This is a genomic window from Terrabacter sp. 2RAF25, assembly GCF_052115265.1.
GTDB lineage: Bacteria > Actinomycetota > Actinomycetes > Actinomycetales > Dermatophilaceae > Terrabacter.
The window spans coordinates 278,981-294,354 of the sequence record NZ_JBFRGJ010000003.1; the positions used below are offsets into that span (position 1 = coordinate 278,981).

The 15,374-nt window shown below is 71.5% G+C and carries 15 protein-coding genes and 1 pseudogene; 2 read left to right on the top strand and 14 right to left on the bottom strand.

All coding sequences use genetic code 11. From position 1 onward, the window contains the following. Window positions 1–42 precede the first annotated feature (42 nt). Window positions 43–417, bottom strand: coding sequence for a 50S ribosomal protein L19 (gene rplS / locus AB4091_RS10245; protein ID WP_442291647.1), 375 nt, complete (start codon window positions 415–417; stop codon window positions 43–45). Between the two features lie 217 nt (window positions 418–634). Between rplS and AB4091_RS10250 the strand changes: the two genes are divergently transcribed. Beyond that, complete coding sequence (locus AB4091_RS10250) at window positions 635–1,393, top strand: ABC transporter permease (RefSeq protein WP_442291648.1); 759 nt, start codon at window positions 635–637, stop codon at window positions 1,391–1,393. Window positions 1,394–1,410: 17 nt separating this feature from the next. Here the strand turns inward: AB4091_RS10250 and trmD are convergent, their stop codons facing one another. The 10 genes and pseudogenes from trmD to ffh form a co-directional block, all read right to left on the bottom strand. After that, window positions 1,411–2,580: a tRNA (guanosine(37)-N1)-methyltransferase TrmD gene (gene trmD, locus AB4091_RS10255; protein WP_442291649.1), complete on the bottom strand. Its 1,170-nt coding sequence runs from the start codon at window positions 2,578–2,580 to the stop codon at window positions 1,411–1,413. Window positions 2,581–2,630: 50 nt separating this feature from the next. Next, entirely contained in the window at window positions 2,631–3,161 is a 531-nt protein-coding gene (gene rimM, locus AB4091_RS10260; RefSeq protein ID WP_442291650.1) for a ribosome maturation factor RimM, read from the bottom strand. A gap of 144 nt (window positions 3,162–3,305) precedes the next feature. Continuing rightward, window positions 3,306–3,548, bottom strand: coding sequence for an RNA-binding protein (locus tag AB4091_RS10265; protein WP_442291651.1), 243 nt, complete (start codon window positions 3,546–3,548; stop codon window positions 3,306–3,308). A gap of 2 nt (window positions 3,549–3,550) precedes the next feature. Beyond that, complete coding sequence (locus AB4091_RS10270; RefSeq protein ID WP_442291940.1) at window positions 3,551–3,988, bottom strand: sunset domain-containing protein; 438 nt, start codon at window positions 3,986–3,988, stop codon at window positions 3,551–3,553. Then, a pseudogene (rpsP, locus tag AB4091_RS10275) lies at window positions 3,982–4,207 on the bottom strand (30S ribosomal protein S16); the annotation flags it as partial. The gene AB4091_RS10270 and the pseudogene rpsP, both read right to left, overlap by 7 nt. A gap of 207 nt (window positions 4,208–4,414) precedes the next feature. Further along, window positions 4,415–5,344, bottom strand: a complete 930-nt coding sequence (locus AB4091_RS10280; protein ID WP_442291652.1) for a GNAT family N-acetyltransferase — start codon at window positions 5,342–5,344, stop codon at window positions 4,415–4,417. Then, on the bottom strand, window positions 5,334–6,422 hold the full coding sequence (locus tag AB4091_RS10285; protein ID WP_442291653.1) for an amidohydrolase family protein: 1,089 nt from the start codon (window positions 6,420–6,422) through the stop codon (window positions 5,334–5,336). Before AB4091_RS10285 ends, AB4091_RS10280 begins: the two co-directional genes overlap by 11 nt. A 9-nt stretch (window positions 6,423–6,431) precedes the next feature. Next, the gene (locus tag AB4091_RS10290; protein WP_442291654.1) at window positions 6,432–7,289 is read right to left on the bottom strand and encodes an alpha/beta fold hydrolase; all 858 of its coding nucleotides are present in this window, start codon (window positions 7,287–7,289) and stop codon (window positions 6,432–6,434) included. Between the two features lie 194 nt (window positions 7,290–7,483). Next, window positions 7,484–8,446 (bottom strand): hypothetical protein, encoded by a 963-nt coding sequence (locus AB4091_RS10295; RefSeq protein ID WP_442291655.1) that lies wholly within the window; start codon window positions 8,444–8,446, stop codon window positions 7,484–7,486. Window positions 8,447–8,710: 264 nt separating this feature from the next. Further along, complete coding sequence (gene ffh / locus AB4091_RS10300; RefSeq protein WP_442291656.1) at window positions 8,711–10,342, bottom strand: signal recognition particle protein; 1,632 nt, start codon at window positions 10,340–10,342, stop codon at window positions 8,711–8,713. 129 nt (window positions 10,343–10,471) lie between these two features. Between ffh and AB4091_RS10305 the strand changes: the two genes are divergently transcribed. Continuing rightward, complete coding sequence (locus AB4091_RS10305; RefSeq protein ID WP_442291657.1) at window positions 10,472–10,873, top strand: NUDIX hydrolase; 402 nt, start codon at window positions 10,472–10,474, stop codon at window positions 10,871–10,873. Between the two features lie 62 nt (window positions 10,874–10,935). Here AB4091_RS10305 and AB4091_RS10310 read toward each other — a convergent pair whose 3' ends face one another. The 3 genes from AB4091_RS10310 to AB4091_RS10320 form a co-directional block, all read right to left on the bottom strand. Continuing rightward, the gene (locus tag AB4091_RS10310) at window positions 10,936–13,299 is read right to left on the bottom strand and encodes a [protein-PII] uridylyltransferase (RefSeq protein WP_442291658.1); all 2,364 of its coding nucleotides are present in this window, start codon (window positions 13,297–13,299) and stop codon (window positions 10,936–10,938) included. Window positions 13,300–13,387: 88 nt separating this feature from the next. Next, window positions 13,388–13,726, bottom strand: coding sequence for a P-II family nitrogen regulator (locus AB4091_RS10315; RefSeq protein WP_442291659.1), 339 nt, complete (start codon window positions 13,724–13,726; stop codon window positions 13,388–13,390). Further along, window positions 13,723–15,189 (bottom strand): ammonium transporter, encoded by a 1,467-nt coding sequence (locus AB4091_RS10320; protein WP_442291660.1) that lies wholly within the window; start codon window positions 15,187–15,189, stop codon window positions 13,723–13,725. Before AB4091_RS10320 ends, AB4091_RS10315 begins: the two co-directional genes overlap by 4 nt. Window positions 15,190–15,374 lie beyond the last annotated feature (185 nt).

Here is a 15,374-nt window from a genome sequence, read left to right on the forward strand (position 1 = left end):
CGCGCCTCGCGTGGTCAGACGGACGACTGCGTCAGCAGCTCGTCAGCTCTTCGCGCCGGTCTTGGTCGGGATGCTGTCGCGCTTCTCGCGGATCTTGGCGGCCTTGCCGCGCAGGCCGCGCAGGTAGTACAGCTTCGCGCGACGCACGTCACCGCGGGTCATGACCTCGATCTTGTCGATGACCGGGGTGTGCAGCGGGAAGGTGCGCTCGACACCGACACCGAAGGAGATCTTGCGGACCGTGAAGGTCTCGCCGATGCCGCCGCCGTGGCGACGGATGACGACGCCCTGGAACACCTGGACACGCGAGCGCGTGCCCTCGATGACCTTGACGTGCACCTTGAGGGTGTCACCGGCGCGGAACTCGGGGATGTCCGAGCGCAGCGACGCGGCGTTGATCTCGTCGAACGTGTGCATGATGCTTCGCTTTCTCAGGCGCCACAGGCCACCTCGTCACAATGTGGGTGTCGCATCCGCCGGGCCGCGTGGCCGACCGTGTGGTGCTGGTGGGCCAACTCCCCCTGTGGCAGGGGCCGTCGTGTGCCGGACGCAAGGAGCAAGTCTGCCAGAGCAGGCGGCATACCTGAAATCGGAGAGCACCTCAGCCACCCGGCGACCGCCTAGCGTGGGGGCCGTGGACGTCTCCCCCGGCTGGCCCGTCGTCATCTGCCTCGTCATCCTCCTGGCGGTGACGGTCGTCGCCGACCGCGTCGGGCGCATCGACCTCGACCGCCAGGCGGTCCTCGCAGCTGCCCGGGCCGTGGTCCAGCTCACCCTGGTCGCGCTCGTGATCACCGCCGTGGTCGGGTCGCTGTGGCTCTCGTTCCTCGCGGTCGCCGTCATGTTCACCATGGCGGTCGTCACGACGACGCGCCGGGTCGGGGCGCCGGGCGCGTGGCCGTGGGCGGCGGCTGCCATGGCCTGTGGCGTGGTGCCGGTGGTCGGCATCGTGCTCCTGACAGGAACCGTCCCCCTCGCCGGGATCGCGCTCATCCCCATCGCCGGGATCGTCATCGGCAACACCATGACCGTGCACACGCTCGTCGGCAGACGCACCTTTTCCGCCCTGCGGGACGAGCGAGGTCAGTACGAGGCGGCCCTCTCGCTCGGGCTGACCTCCGGCCAGGCCATCGACGAGGTCATCGCCCGGCGCGTGCCCGAGGGCATCCTGCCGAGCCTCGACCAGGTGCGCACGTCGGGCGTGGTGACGCTCCCGGGTGCGTTCATCGGCGTCATGCTCGGCGGCGGCAGCGCGGTCCAGGCCGCCACGGCTCAGGTGCTCGTGCTCTTCGCGATCATGGCGACGCAGGCGGTCACGGCCGGCGTGCAGGCGGCGCTCATCCGCCGGCGGCTCCTGCTTCCTGACGACCTGCGCGACGGGCTGGCCGCCTGAACGCCCGGCCGCCCGGTTCAGCGACGCCGCTTGACGAGGGTGACGGCGCCCGGGATCGGTGTGACGGCGCCGGTGGGGCGATAGCCCGCCTTCTTGTAGAAGCGCAGGTTGTCGGTGCTCCTGGCCCCCGTGTCGAGAGAGAACGTGCGTATGCCGTCCGGCGCGGTCGCCTCGGCGTGCTCCAGGAGGCGTCGGCCGAGGCCGCGGCCCTGCAGGTCGGGCGCGACGCAGAGGCGGCCGATGTACCAGTCGTCACCGCGACGCGACGTGCGCACCGCCCCGACGAGCCGACCGGCACTGCGGGCCACCCACGTCTGCGTCGTGTCGAGGCTGGCACGGACGTCGTCGAGGCTCTCGTGCAGGGCGGGGATCTCGAGCGTGGCGTTGGCGACCGCCTCCTGCACCCAGCACGCCCGCACGAGCACGGCCAGCTCGGGCACGTCACCCGGCGTCGCGGCGGAGATGTCGATCCCCCCGTCGCCGTGCGAGGCGTGCAGCAGGTCGGGTCGGCGCGCCGCGGTGCGGGCCAGCCGCTGCTCGTGCCGCCACGCCGCGATGGCGCCGTGGTTGCCCGACAGGAGCACCTCGGGAACCTCGCGCCCGTTCCAGGTGCGCGGTTTCGTGTAGATGGGGTACTCGAGCAGGCCGTCCTCGTGCGACTCCTCGACGAGGGATTCGGCGTTGCCGATGACCCCGGGAACGAGTCGACCGACGGCCTCGACCATGGCGAGGACCGCGACCTCGCCCCCGTTGAGCACGTAGTCGCCGAGGCTCACGACCGAGACCTCGAGCCCGAGGTCCTCGCGCGCGTAGTCGTAGACCCGCTCGTCGATGCCCTCGTAGCGTCCGCACGCGAACGTCAGCCACGGCTCCTGCGCGAGCTCGCGCGCCAGGGCCTGGGTGAACGGCTGACCACCCGGACCGGGGACGACGAGTCGTGGCCTGGCTGACGGATCCGCTTGTGCGACAACGTCGTCGAGGGCCTCGGCCCAGGGCTGCGGCTTCATGACCATGCCCGCTCCGCCGCCGTAGGGGGTGTCGTCGACGGTGCGGTGCCGGTCGTGGGTGTAGGTGCGAAGGTCGTGCACGCGGACGTCGAGCAGCCCCTCCTGGCGCGCCTTGCCGATGAGCGAGAGGTCGAGCGCCGCGAGGTAGTCGGGAAAGATCGAGACGACATCGATGCGCATGGCCTGACGCGAGACCGCCTCTGGCACAGGCAATTCGGGGGCCGATCCGGTCACTCGCTGCCCTCGCGGTATAGGTCGAACAGGCCGGGCGGGGCGTCGACCACGACATGGTCGTCGGCCACGGTCGGCACGATGCGCTTGACGAAGGGGACGTAAGCCGTGACGCCGTCGGTGAGCGTGATGACGAGACGGTCCTGCGCCGCGCCGAGCTCGAGCCCGCTGACGGTGCCGACCTGCTCGCCTGCGGGGTCGCGCACCTCGAGGCCGACGAGGTCCTCCTCGTAGTAGCCCTCGTCGTCGTCCGCCTTCGTCGCGAGCTCGGGCATCACGAGCCGGGTGCCGCGCAGCCCCTCGGCGCCGGTGCGGTCGGGGATCTCCTCGAACGTGAGGAGCCAGATGCCGCGGTGCACGCGGGTCGAGGCGATCGTGAGGGCGGTGGGCACCCCGGAGCCGGGCTCGGCCTCGGTCGCGACCACCGTCCCTGGTGCGAATCGCGACTCGGGCTCGTCGGTGTGCAGCTGCACGGTGACCTCGCCCCGCAGTCCGTGGGGCTTGCCGATGCGGGCGAGGACGACGTTCATGGCCCGAATCCTCTCAGGTTTGGCGGTGGCCCGGGCGCGCGCCCGGGAGTGCACCGACGGCATACGTGATCGGTGGCGAGGACGACAGTGGGGCACCCCGGTCACCCGGGATGCCCCACTGGTCTGGCGTTGTGTGGCGGTCGCTCAGCGGACGCGGTCGGTGTCGACGATGTCGACACGGACGTTGCCGTTGCCCGCGAGGGCGCCGACGACGGTGCGCAGGGCGCTCGCCGTGCGGCCGGAGCGGCCGATGACCCGGCCGAGGTCGTCGGGATGCACCCGGACCTCGAGCAGCTCACCGCGGCGGAGCTCCTTGCGGCGCACGACGACGTCCTCGTCGTGGTCGACGATGCCCTTGACGAGGTGCTCGAGCGCCTCCTCGAGCATGCTCAGGAACCGGCCTTGACGAAGCCGGCGGCCTCGGCGTCAGCGGCGTTCTTGAACCACACCTCGGCGACGGTCTGCTCGTACCACTGGCCGTCGGGCTCGTGGAACTTCATCGAGTCCTTGTTGCCCTTGACGGTGTAGCCCTCGGGCGCCGAGCCGTCCTCGTTGGCGGGAGCGGAGTTCGCGAACTCGGCAGCGGCGGCAGGCGCCTCGGCCTTCTCGTCGGCCTTCTCGTCGGCCTTGTCGTCGGCCTTGTCGTCGGCCTTCTTCTCGTCAGCCTTGGGCTCGGCCTTCTTGGCGGCCTTCTTCTTCTGCGTGGTCGCACCCTCGGAGCCGGCGTCGACCTTGCCGCCAGCAGCGGAGACGGCGGCCTCGTAGAGGTCGCGCTTGGAGGTCTTCGGGGCCTTGGTCTCGACCTTGCCCTCGTCGACGAGCTTGATGAGCGCGGCGACGGCCTCGGTCGGCTGGGCGCCCTGGCTCAGCCAGTAGTGCGCGCGCTCGATGTCGATGTCGATGAGCGACGGCTGCTCGGTGGGGTGGTACTTGCCGATCTCCTCGATGGCCCGGCCATCGCGCTTGGTGCGCGAGTCCATGACGACGACGCGGTAGAAAGGTGCACGGATCTTGCCCATGCGCTTCAGACGGATCTTGACGGCCATGCTGGCGGTCTCCTCAATCAGGTAGTGAGCGCGGCGAGACCGGCTGGGATCAGACGGGGTGCCGACGCTCGGTGTGTAGGCGTCCGGTCCAGCCGAGAGGGGGCCGGACGGGTACAGCCCTCCATTCTGCCAGACGTGAGGGAGTGGTCCGCACGCGGGCGGCGGTGCCGCGCTCCGTCGGCGGGATCGAGCCGGGATGGCGCCCGCTCAGGCGTAGGCGGCGCGCACCGCCAGGGCGTGCCGCACCACCTCGCTGCGGGGCAGGTCGAAGGCCGCCTCGAGGTGCGGCACGACGGAGGGGTCGAATCCGGCTCGGGCCAGGCCCATCCGGAGTTCGGGAGCGCTCGCGCGCACCTCGACCACGCCGCCGACGGGCGAGGCGCGGAGCAGCTCGAAGAGCACCGACGGGCTCTCGACCGTGGCCGCGGAGAAGAGCGGGATGCCGAGCTCGGCCGCGACGGCAGCCCCGACGCTCCTGCCGCGCGACGCGGCGTCGTAGCCGGGCGCGCCGGTGACGACGCACGCGATCCGCCGGTGCCCGTGGGGGCGGTACGGCACGGCCGGCCAGTCGGACGAGAGCATGGTGAAGCGCTCGTGGTCGCGCCAGTCACGGCGGCCGTCGGGGCCGGGAAGGTGCAGGAAGGCCCGCGAGAAGCCCTCGTGCACGAACCCCAGCGACCGCGCGAGCCCGGCCGAGCGGTGGTTCGCCGGCTGGATGTTGGCCTCGATGCGGTGCAGGCCCATCCCGTGGGGTTGGTCGTCGAAGGCGATGTCGACCGTCAGCCTGAGACCCTCGGCGAAGAGGCCGCGGCCGGCGTACGGGTCGTAGGAGTCGTAGCCGATCGAGGCGCTGCGGAACGAGCCGCCGACGACGTTCGCGATGTTGATCCGCCCGACGAGGCCGTGCGAGCCCTCGGGGTCGAGGGCGAGCACCATGAAGGTGCGGTAGGTCGGCGACTGGTTCTCGAGCACGACGGGCAGGTTGTTCGGGTCGGGGACCGCGAAGTCGGCGAGCCGCCGCTCGGACCGCGTCACGGCATCGGCGTATGCCGTCGCGTCGGCCGGGATGGGCGGGCGCACCTCGACGCGCTCCCCCACCGCGGTGAAGGGCGCGACGGCCTCGGGGTCAGCGGACAACGCGACCTCGCAGGACCACACCCAACGGCTCGGCGACGGTGGTGACATCGGCGCGGGGGTCGGAGGCGTACACCACGAGGTCGGCGTCCTCGCCCTCGACGAGGCCCGGCCGACCCAGCCACTGACGCGCCCCCCAGGTGGCGGCGGACACCACCTCGCTGTTGCTGAGCCCGGCCTTCGTCAGCTCGACCATCTCCTGGGCGACGAGGCCGTGGGGCAGGCTGCCACCGGCGTCGGTGCCCACGTAGATGGGCACACCTGCCTCGTGCGCGGCCCCGACCGTCGCGTAGCGCCGCTCGTGGAGGTCGAGCATGTGGCGGTGGTAGCCGGGGAACTTCTCCTTCGCCGGCTCTGCGAGGGCGGGGAACTGGGCGATGTTGACGAGCGTCGGCACGATCGCGATGCCCTGCGCGGCGAACGTGTCGATGGAGTCCTCGCGCAGGCCGGTCGCGTGCTCGATGCAGTCGATGCCGGCGGCGGCGAGGTCTCGCAGGGACTCCTCACCGAAGCAGTGGGCGGTGACGCGTACGCCCTCCTCGTGGGCGGCGGCGATGGCGTCGGCGACGGCCGGCCGCGACCAGCTCGGCGAGAGGTCGCCGACGTCACGGTCGATCCAGTCGCCGACGAGCTTGACCCAGCCGTCGCCCCGGTGCGCCTCGAGACGGACGTGGCGCACCAGCTCGTCCTCCTCGACCTCGTGGGCGAAGTTGCGGATGTAGCGCCGGGTGCGAGCGATGTGCCGGCCGGCGCGGATGATCTTCGGGAGGTCCTCGCGCTCGTCGACCCAACGGGTGTCGCCCGGCTGGCCGGCGTCGCGGATGAGCAGCGTGCCGTGGTCGCGGTCGGTGAGCGCCTGCTGCTCCGCCTCGTCGCGGGGCACCTCACCGTGCGGACCGAGACCGACGTGGCAGTGCGCGTCGACGAGACCCGGGAGCACCCACCCGTCGAGAGTCTGCTCGTCGCTGCGGTCGCCCGGTGGGGTGAAGGTCACCCTGCCCCCGACGACCCACAGCTCGTCGACCACCTCGTCCGGTCCGACGAGCACCCGACCGCGGACGTGGAGCACCGGTGCACTCATGGCCCGACCCTAACCGGCGGGGCGGGTGAGGTCCGTGAGGATGTCCGTCCAGTGCGCCATGAGCGTCGCGTGGTGGCCGGCTCCCTCGTGGACGACCAGCCGTGAGGTCGGCAGGTGCGCATGCAGCCACCGGCCCTGCTCGAGGCCGACGACCCGGTCGTGGTCTCCGTACCAGAGCGTCACGCGGGCCCGCACGTCCTGGGCCTCGACGTCCCAGCCTGCGGTGAACGCGAGCGCGTCCCGGGAGGCGCCTCGGTACGACGGGACGCCGGGTCGACCGGTCGGTGTCCACGGCTCCAGCACCTCCGGCGAGACGAAGCCGCCCAGACGCTGCCGTCGTCCGTCGCCCGACGGCGTGCCGGGTGCCTCCGCGGACCGGGTCGCGGCCGCGTCCTGCAGCGCCACAGCCCGCTCCGGGTCGCCCGCGAGCGCTGTCCGGACGGCTTGCTCGTCGGCGACCGCGGGGTCGATGGCGAGCACCGGAGCGATGCCGGCGACGACGCCGACCGCGCGCACGAGGTCGGGGTGCGTCGCTGCGGTCGCGAGCGCGTACGGCCCTCCCCCGGACACCCCGAGCACCGCGAACGCGTCGATGCCGAGGTCACCCATGAGGTGGCCGGCGTCGCGGGCGACGGACTTGAGGGACGTTGGCGCGTCGGTGGAGCCGCCGTAGCCCGGGCGGGAGAAGGCGACGAGACGCACGCCCGCCCGTCGGGCGGCACCGTCGCCGAGCGCGGCCTGGAGGCGTCCGCCGGGGGTGCCGTGGAAGAAGAGGACCGGGTGGCCGGCTGGATCGCCGCCCTGCCACACGTCGAGCCGCCGGCCGTCGGCCAGCCGGGCCCGCGACCGGCCGTCGGTGGTGACCACGCCTCGAGCGTATGCCGCCCGCCTCCTGCGTGGGTGGTCCTGTTCGCGCCGTGCTCCCCGCCCCCGCAGACTGATCCGCAGACTGATCCGCAGGTTGATCAGTCCGCAGAGAGTCAGACCCGTCTAGCGGCGGATCAGTCGGCGAACGGTGTTGCCCTGGCGACCAGATTCGCAGACTGATCCGCGGTCAGATGTCAGGCCGCCCACTGGTGGGCAAGGCGCGGCGTCGCCACCACGTCTGGCCGAGGGCTGCTCCGCGCCCGGCGCAGGCCTGCGACGACCGCTTCCAGGGCTCGATCGGGGTTCTTCGCGATGAGGTGCGGCGTGACCGGCACGACCTCGACTCCGGCGTCGCGGAGATCTTGGTCGGCAAGCACGGTCGCGTCCCAGTCCAGGACGTTCGAGTGGAACCGACGTGAGTGGACCATGACCGCCAGGCCCAGCTCGTCGAACCAGATGTCGGGCGTGGTCAGTGGGCGGCCGTGGATGTCGCGAAGAGTCGGGTTGGCCCAGAACCCGGACAGCTGCGGTGACCGACGCAGGATGCGACCCAGGTCCGCCTCAGGCACCGACCAGGCGCCTACGGCGGCCTCCGCAAGCGCGTTCTTCAAGCGAACCGTTCCATTGCGTCGTCGCACCCCGACCCAGTGCTGGATGTCCGGAAGCCGGACGAACCGTTCCTGCACAGCACCGACGATCATCGCCCGGCAGGCCCGCTCGTCCGGTGCCTCGGCCGCGGCGTCCACCACGGCCCGGGGCCGGCACGAGAGCCGGAGGGCTCCACGTTCGACGATCCGTTCGTTGGTGAGCCGAGTGGCTGCGATCGATAGCCACATGACACTTCGCGATCGCTGCGGGTGGGGCACGTAGAGCTTCACCCTGGGCCCCAGGGGCTCGCTGCCCCCCAGGCAGGCGAGCGCCGAGTCTGCGCGGAGCCACGAGTTCGGACCCGCATACAGCTGGGCGGCGACGAGCCGTTGACGGTCACTCGGTTGTCCGGTGTTCAGCATGAGCACGCCCGGCAGCAGCGACTGCCAGTTGCGGCAGCTGTGCCAGCGGATCAGGCCGGCAGCCACCCCTGCTCGCTCGAGCTGCCCGCGAGAGAGGACACCGTGCTGAAGCTCGGCAAGGGCGCGGAGATCGGGCGGGAGCTGCATGCGCCTGACGGTCCCCGCCAGTGGGAGCGGCGTCGAGCCCCTGTCGAAAACCCGTGGACGGAGCGGTTCCACCGTGTGGGGTGTGGATATCGGCACTCAAGCGCCGCCACAACCCCTCAATCTGCGAATCAGTCGGCATCAGGTGTCGCCCGGGCAGCACTGAAGGCAGACTGATTCGCCGCTTGATGCCCGTGGACAGTCAAGCGGCGGATCAGTCTGCGGTGCAGTCTGCGGATGAGCGGCGGGGCTCCGGCCGCGCGGCGGTCAGCCCTTGCCGAGGAACTTCTCGAAGCCCTTGGGCAGGTTGGCGGGGTCGAAGCCGGCCATCGGGTCGACGTCGGCGTCGGCTCCCTGCCCGTTCGAGCCGGGAGCACCGAACGCGCTCGCCGCCGACGAGGCACGACCGGCGGCGGCCTTCTCGGCTGCCGCGCGCTCCTCGGCCGCCCGCTTGGCCGGGTTGCCGCTCTTGCTCTTCTTGCGCTGCGGCGCCTGCTTGCCGCGCTTTCCGGCGCCCGGGATGCCCGGCATGCCCGGGAGGCCACCGCCGCCGCCGCGCGCCATCGACTTCATCATCTTCTGGGCCTGGCCGAAGCGCTCGAGCAGCTGGTTGACCTCGGTGACCGTGACACCGGAACCCTTGGCGATGCGCGACCGGCGCGAGCCGTTGATCTGCTTCGGGTGGGTGCGCTCGAACGGCGTCATCGAGCGGACCATCGCCTCGACGCGGTCGAACTCGCGGTCGTCGAAGGCGTCGAGCTGGTCACGCATGCCCTGCATGCCCGGCATCATCTTGAGCATCGACTTGAGCGAGCCCATCTTCTTGATGGCGTTCATCTGCGAGAGGAAGTCCTCGAAGGTGAAGTCCTCCTCGGCCAGGAACTTGCGGGCCATCTCGTCGGCCTCGCGCTTGTCGAACGCCTTCTCGGCCTGCTCGATGAGCGTGAGCACGTCGCCCATGTCGAGGATGCGGCTGGCCATGCGGTCGGGGTGGAAGACCTCGAAGTCGGTGACCTTCTCACCGACCGACGCGAACATGATCGGCTCGCCCGTGATCTCGGTGACCGAGAGGGCCGCACCACCGCGCGCATCGCCGTCGAGCTTGGACAGCACGACGCCGGTGAAGGCCACGCCGTCGTGGAACGCCTGCGCCGTCTCGACGGCGGCCTGGCCGATCATCGCGTCGATGACGAAGAGCACCTCGTCGGGCGAGATCGCCGTGCGGATGTCGGCGGCCTGCTGCATGAGGTTCGCGTCCACCGCGAGCCGGCCGGCGGTGTCGACGATGACGACGTCGTACTGCTTGGCGCGAGCCTGCTCGATGCCCATCCGCGAGACCGACACCGGGTCACCGAAGGAGCGCGTGCCCTCGCCCGAGTCGAGCACGGCGTCGTGGCCGCCCATGTTGCCGCGCTCGGGCGCGAAGACGGGGATGCCCGCGCGCTCGCCGACGACCTCGAGCTGGGTGACGGCGTTGGGGCGCTGGAGGTCGGCGGCGACGAGGAGCGGCGTGTGGCCCTGGTCCTTGAGCCACTTGCCGAGCTTGCCGGCGAAGGTCGTCTTACCGGAGCCCTGCAGACCGGCGAGCATGATGACGGTGGGCGGCTGCTTCGCGAAGCGGATCGTGCGCGTCTGCCCGCCGAGGATCCCGACGAGCTCCTCCTGCACGATCTTGACGACCTGCTGGGCCGGGTTGAGCGCCTGGCTGACCTCGGCGCCGAGCGCACGCTCGCGCACGCTGCCGGTGAACCGCTTGACGACGGGCAGGGCCACGTCGGCGTCGAGCAGGGCGAGGCGGATGTCGCGGATCGTCGCGTTGACGTCGGACTCCGAGAGCCGGCCCTTGCCGCGGAGGTTCTTGAACGTCGCGGTCAGGCGGTCAGACAGGGATGCAAACACCCGCCAAGGCTATCCGTTCCCGCGCACAGGTCCGACCCGACGCCCACCCGGCCCGCGCGGGCTGCCGGGCAGCCGACCCGAGGAGGTATGCCGCCCGCCGCGATCGCGCCGCAGCGTTACGTTGGGCAGGTGGCTGACCTCATCGACAAGATCGCGTGGATCCACCTCGAGCAACGGCGCCTGCTCGTGGCCCGCAACGCCGGGCGCGAACGGTTCTACCTGCCCGGCGGCAAGCGCGAGCCGGGCGAGAGCGACCTCGAGACGCTGGTGCGCGAGCTCGACGAGGAGCTCAGGGTCGTCGTCGACGCGGGCACGGCGGCATACGTCGGCACCTTCGAGGCGCTGGCCGACGCCCGCACGGACGGCCTCGTGGTGCGCCTGACCTGCTACACGGCGACGCACGCGGGCGCCTTCGCCCCCTCCCGCGAGATCGACGAGATCACCTGGGTCACCTCGGACGACGGCGACCGTGTCTCGGCCGTGGACCGGCTCGTCCTCGACCACCTGCGCCAGACCGACCTCATCGACTGACCCGCCTCTGCCTCCCAGCCCCCTCCGCCCGCTCCGTTCGATGCATTCGACGCGGGGTCAGGTCAGGTGGCGTCGCAGGTGTCGATGATCATCGCCACCGCCTGAGCGGCGCGTGCCGGCGCGAGCTGCCCGCCGCCGAACTCGGTCACGTAGAAGGTGTCGAGCGTCTGGCCGGCATACGTGGCGATGTGCGCGGACCGCACGGACAGGGAGGCCCGTGCCAGCGTGATCCCGATGTCCTGGAGCAGGCCGGTGCGGTCGGTGGCCCGCACCTCGATGACGGTCGCGGTGTCGGACGCGCTGCTGATGACCATGGCGCGCGTGGAGTCGACCGACCCGGAGCCGGGACTCCGCAGCCCCGTCGACCGGCGCCGCTGCAGCTTGCCGAGCGGCGACCGGTCACCGCTCGCGACACGGGTCAGGTCGCGCGAGATGACGGCCGGCAGCGGGGTCTCGCTGCCCGGGGAGTCCACCCACCACTCGTTGACCGCCAGGCCGTCGACGGTGCGCACGATGGCCGAGCGCACCACGAAGCCCTGGGCGGCGAGCAGCCCCGCGGTGTCGGCGAAGAGGCCGGCACGGTCGCGGTCGATGATGTCGATGCGGTGCGCCCCGCCGAGCGAGGTCACCGTCACGTAGGGCTCTCCGGACGCGATGCGGTCGAGCGCGTCGTCGGAGAGTGCCAGGGTCTCGATCGGTTCCACGACGAGAGGTCCCTCCGTCTCTGGTTGGGCGCTGAGAGCCGTCCGGCAGGCCTGGTAGAGCCGCTGGACGAGCCCGGCCCGCCAGTCGCTCCAGGCCTTGGGTCCGGCAGCTGACGCGTCCGCCTCGGTGAGGGCGCGAAGGAGGTCGAGCGTGCTGGCGGACCCGTCGACGGCGTCCGAGAGCGCGGCGATGGTCGCCGGGTCCTCGGGGTCGCGGCGGGTCGCCAGGTCGACGAGGGTCAGGTGCTCGCGAACCAGGCGCACGACGGTGCGACGGTCGGCCTCACCGACACCGATCCGCTGCAGCACCGTGTCGGCCAGCTCGCCCCCGGTCGCGGAGTGGTCCTGCGAGCCGGGCACCTTGCCGATGTCGTGGAGCACCGCGGCCAGCATGAGCAGGTCCGGACGGGAGACGTCGCGCACCATGCCGCTCGCCGCGACGACCGTCTCGATGAGGTGACGGTCGACCGTGTGACGGTGCACGGCGTTGCGCTGCGGCCGGCTGCGCACCGCCTGCCACTCGGGGATCCAGCGCTCGACGACGCCGGCGAGGTCGAGCCCCTCCCACACCGTGACGAGCCCCGGGCCGGCGGCGAGGAGGTCGGCGAAGAGGTTGCGGGCCACCTCTGGCCAGGGCTCCGGCATCGGGGGCGCCTGTGCCGCAAGGTTCTTCAGGGTCGTCGGTGACAGCGGGATGCCGCTCCGGGCCGCGACGACGGCGGCACGCAGCGGGATGATCGGGTCGGACGCCAGGTCGGCGGACGGCCCGAGCACCGCCTCACCGTCGTGCCGGTAGAGGCCGTAGCCGAGCGGCGCCAGCTGCGGTCGGCGCGGACCGACCCGCAGCGTCCTGGCACGCTGGGACTGCATGGCCCGCCGGAGGGTGCCGTCGACGGCATACGCGATGGTGCGCGCGGACGTCGAAAGGTCGGTGAGCAGGTCGTCGGCGTCGGTGTAGCCGAGCAGGGCGGCGCACGCGTCCTGGTCGTCGCGGGTCAGCCGGTCTCGTCCGCGCCCGGTGACGACGTGGATGGCGTCGCGCACGTCGAGGATGCGCTCGTACGCGTCGTCGACCTCGCCGTGCGGACGATCGGTCAGCCAGGCCGCGGTCAGAGCGCGGAGCACCGACATGTCGCGCAGGCCGCCGTGGGCCTCCTTGAGGTCGGGCTCGATGAGGTGGGCGAGGTCGCCCTGCCGGGCGTGCCGCTGGATCACCGAGTCCTGCATCTCGCCGAGGCGGGTGCGCGCGTTGGCGCGCCAGTCGTGGGCGACGGTCGAGCGGGCCGCGTTGACCACGTCCGCGTCGCCGGCCACGTGGGTCAGGTCGAGCAGCCCGACCGCCGCGGAGAGGTCCTCCGAGGCGACGGCCCGGCAGTCGGCCACGGTGCGGACGCTGTGGTCGAGGCGGACCCCGGCGTCCCAGATCGGGTACCACAGCTTGTCGGCGAAGGCGCCGACCTCCTTGCCCGAGATCGCCCGGGGGTGGTGCACGAGGACGAGGTCGTAGTCGCTGAGCGGGCCCCCGTCGCCCCGGGCGAGCGAGCCGACGGCAGCGAGGGCCACGCCCTCGTGCCGCCGGCCCGCACACGCCTCACGCCACAGCTCCTGGAGCCAGCCGAAGCCGAACTCGGCGAGCGCCCGGCGCCGGGTCTGGCCGGCGCCGGGCGTCGCGAAGGTGCGGGTGCCGGCAAGGTCCAGACGTCGGGTGGTCACATCCGTCATGTCAGGTCTCGCCGTCCCTCGAGTTGCGTGTGTACGTGTCGGGTCGTGCTGGTGCTACGGGGTCGCTCCTGCTGGCGGGCCCGACGCCTCAGAGGGCGTCGACACCACGCTCGCCGGTGCGGACCCGCACCACCTCGTCGACCGGGACGGCCCAGATCTTGCCGTCACCGATGCGGCCGGTCTGGGCCGCCTTGAGGATGACCTCGAGGACGTCGGCCGAGTCGACGTCGTCGACCAGGACCTCCAGGCGCACCTTCGGCACGAAGTCGACGGTGTACTCGGCGCCGCGGTAGACCTCGCTGTGGCCACGCTGGCGGCCGTAGCCGCTGGCCTCGCTGATGGTCATGCCGGCCACCCCGAAGGCTTCGAGCGCCTCCTTGACCTCGTCGAGCTGGTGCGGCTTGATGATGGCGGTGATGAGCTTCACGCGGATGCCCCTTCCTTGGAGGACGGCTCGTCGGCGACGGGCTGTCGGGTTCGTTCGGCCACGACGCCCGAGGAGGGCAGGCTACGGCTGCCACCCGTGAACGAGCCGAGGTCGTACGCGGTCTCCGCGTGCTCCAGCAGGTCGATCCCGCTGACCTCTTCCTCCGCGGAGACCGTGAAGCCCATGGTCTTGTGCAGGACCCAGCCGATGGCGAAGGTCACCACGAAGGAGTAGATCAGGACCGCAAAGGCCCCGAGTGCCTGGGCCCACAGCTGGCTGAAGCCTCCGCCGAGGAAGAGACCGTCGTTCATCGTGAGGCCGGCCGTGCCGGTCGGGCTGTTGGTCGCGTCGGCGAGGAAGCCGATGAGCAGGGTACCGATGAGTCCGCCGACGAGGTGCACGCCGACCACGTCGAGGCTGTCGTCGAAACCGAACCGGAACTTGAGGCCGACGGCGAGGGCACAGCCCACACCAGCCGCGAGTCCGACGACCAGGGCGCCCCACGGGGAGACGGTGGCGCAGGCCGGGGTGATGGCGACGAGGCCGGCGACGACACCGGAGGCGGCACCGAGCGAGGTGGCGTGGCCGTCACGGATCTTCTCCGTGATGAGCCAGCCGAGCATGGCCGTGCAGGTGGCGCCGAGGGTGTTGACCCACACGCCCGAGGCCAGGGTGCCCGCGCTGAGGGCCGAGCCGGCGTTGAAGCCGAACCAGCCGAACCACAGGATGCCGGCACCGATCATGACGAGGGTCAGGTTGTGCGGACGCATCGGCTCCTTGGGCCACCCGACCCGCTTGCGGAGCAGGAGAGCCAGGGCGAGTCCCGCGACACCGGCGTTGATGTGAATGGCCGTGCCACCGGCGAAGTCGTACGCGCCGGCGCCACCGAGGAAGAGCCCCTCGGCCTTGTTGGCGATCCAGCCACCCGTCTCGGCCGCGAAGCCGTTGAACGCGAAGACCCAGTGGGCCGCCGGGAAGTAGACGAGCGTCGCCCAGATCACCGTGAACACGGTCCACGTGACGAACTTGGCCCGGTCGGCGATGGCGCCCGAGACGAGGGCCACCGCGATGATCGCGAAGACGACCTGGAAGGCGACGAAGGCACCGCCGGGGATGCCGCCCGCCGCCGGCGTGCCCGCTGCGGCCGGTACGTAGCCGTAGATGGCATCGAGCACACCTGTGAGCCCGAAGTGTTCGAAGGGATTGCCGATGAGACCGCCGCCGACGTCGTTGCCGAACGTCTCGCTGTAGCCCCAGAGGATCCACACCGTGCCGACCGTTCCCATCGTGATGAACGACATCATCATCATGTTGAGGACGCTCTTGGTGCGGACCATGCCGCCGTAGAAGAGGGCGAGACCGGGCGTCATGAACAGGACCAGGGCGGCCGCTGCCAGGACCCACGCGGTGTTCCCGCTGTCGGTGAACGGCGCGTCTGCCGTCACGTAGGTAAGTGCGCTCATGGCGAGAACGATGGACGGGCCGGATGTCGGGCGACGGCGCCGTTTGTTACAGCCGTGTCAACAACGGGTGGGCGGTGTTAGCGGATGGTTTCCCCCTCCGTGGCCGTCCGGATCGTGGACTCCCCCGACCGCCCGCTGGACGGTCCCGCACGCCGGACGCTCCTCGGGACGCTCCTCCGGACGCA

Excerpts from the sequence above, each read along its gene's own strand:
- AB4091_RS10310 (WP_442291658.1), bottom strand. The coding sequence starts at position 13,299 with ATGACGGATGTGACCACCCGACGTCTGGACCTTGCCGGCACCCGCACC.
- AB4091_RS10285 (WP_442291653.1), bottom strand. The coding sequence starts at position 6,422 with ATGAGTGCACCGGTGCTCCACGTCCGCGGTCGGGTGCTCGTCGGACCG.
- AB4091_RS10265 (WP_442291651.1), bottom strand. The coding sequence starts at position 3,548 with ATGCTCGAGGAGGCGCTCGAGCACCTCGTCAAGGGCATCGTCGACCAC.
- rimM (WP_442291650.1), bottom strand. The coding sequence starts at position 3,161 with ATGAACGTCGTCCTCGCCCGCATCGGCAAGCCCCACGGACTGCGGGGC.
- AB4091_RS10295 (WP_442291655.1), bottom strand. The coding sequence starts at position 8,446 with ATGCAGCTCCCGCCCGATCTCCGCGCCCTTGCCGAGCTTCAGCACGGT.
- trmD (WP_442291649.1), bottom strand. The coding sequence starts at position 2,580 with ATGCGCATCGATGTCGTCTCGATCTTTCCCGACTACCTCGCGGCGCTC.
- rplS (WP_442291647.1), bottom strand. The coding sequence starts at position 417 with ATGCACACGTTCGACGAGATCAACGCCGCGTCGCTGCGCTCGGACATC.
- AB4091_RS10320 (WP_442291660.1), bottom strand. The coding sequence starts at position 15,189 with ATGAGCGCACTTACCTACGTGACGGCAGACGCGCCGTTCACCGACAGC.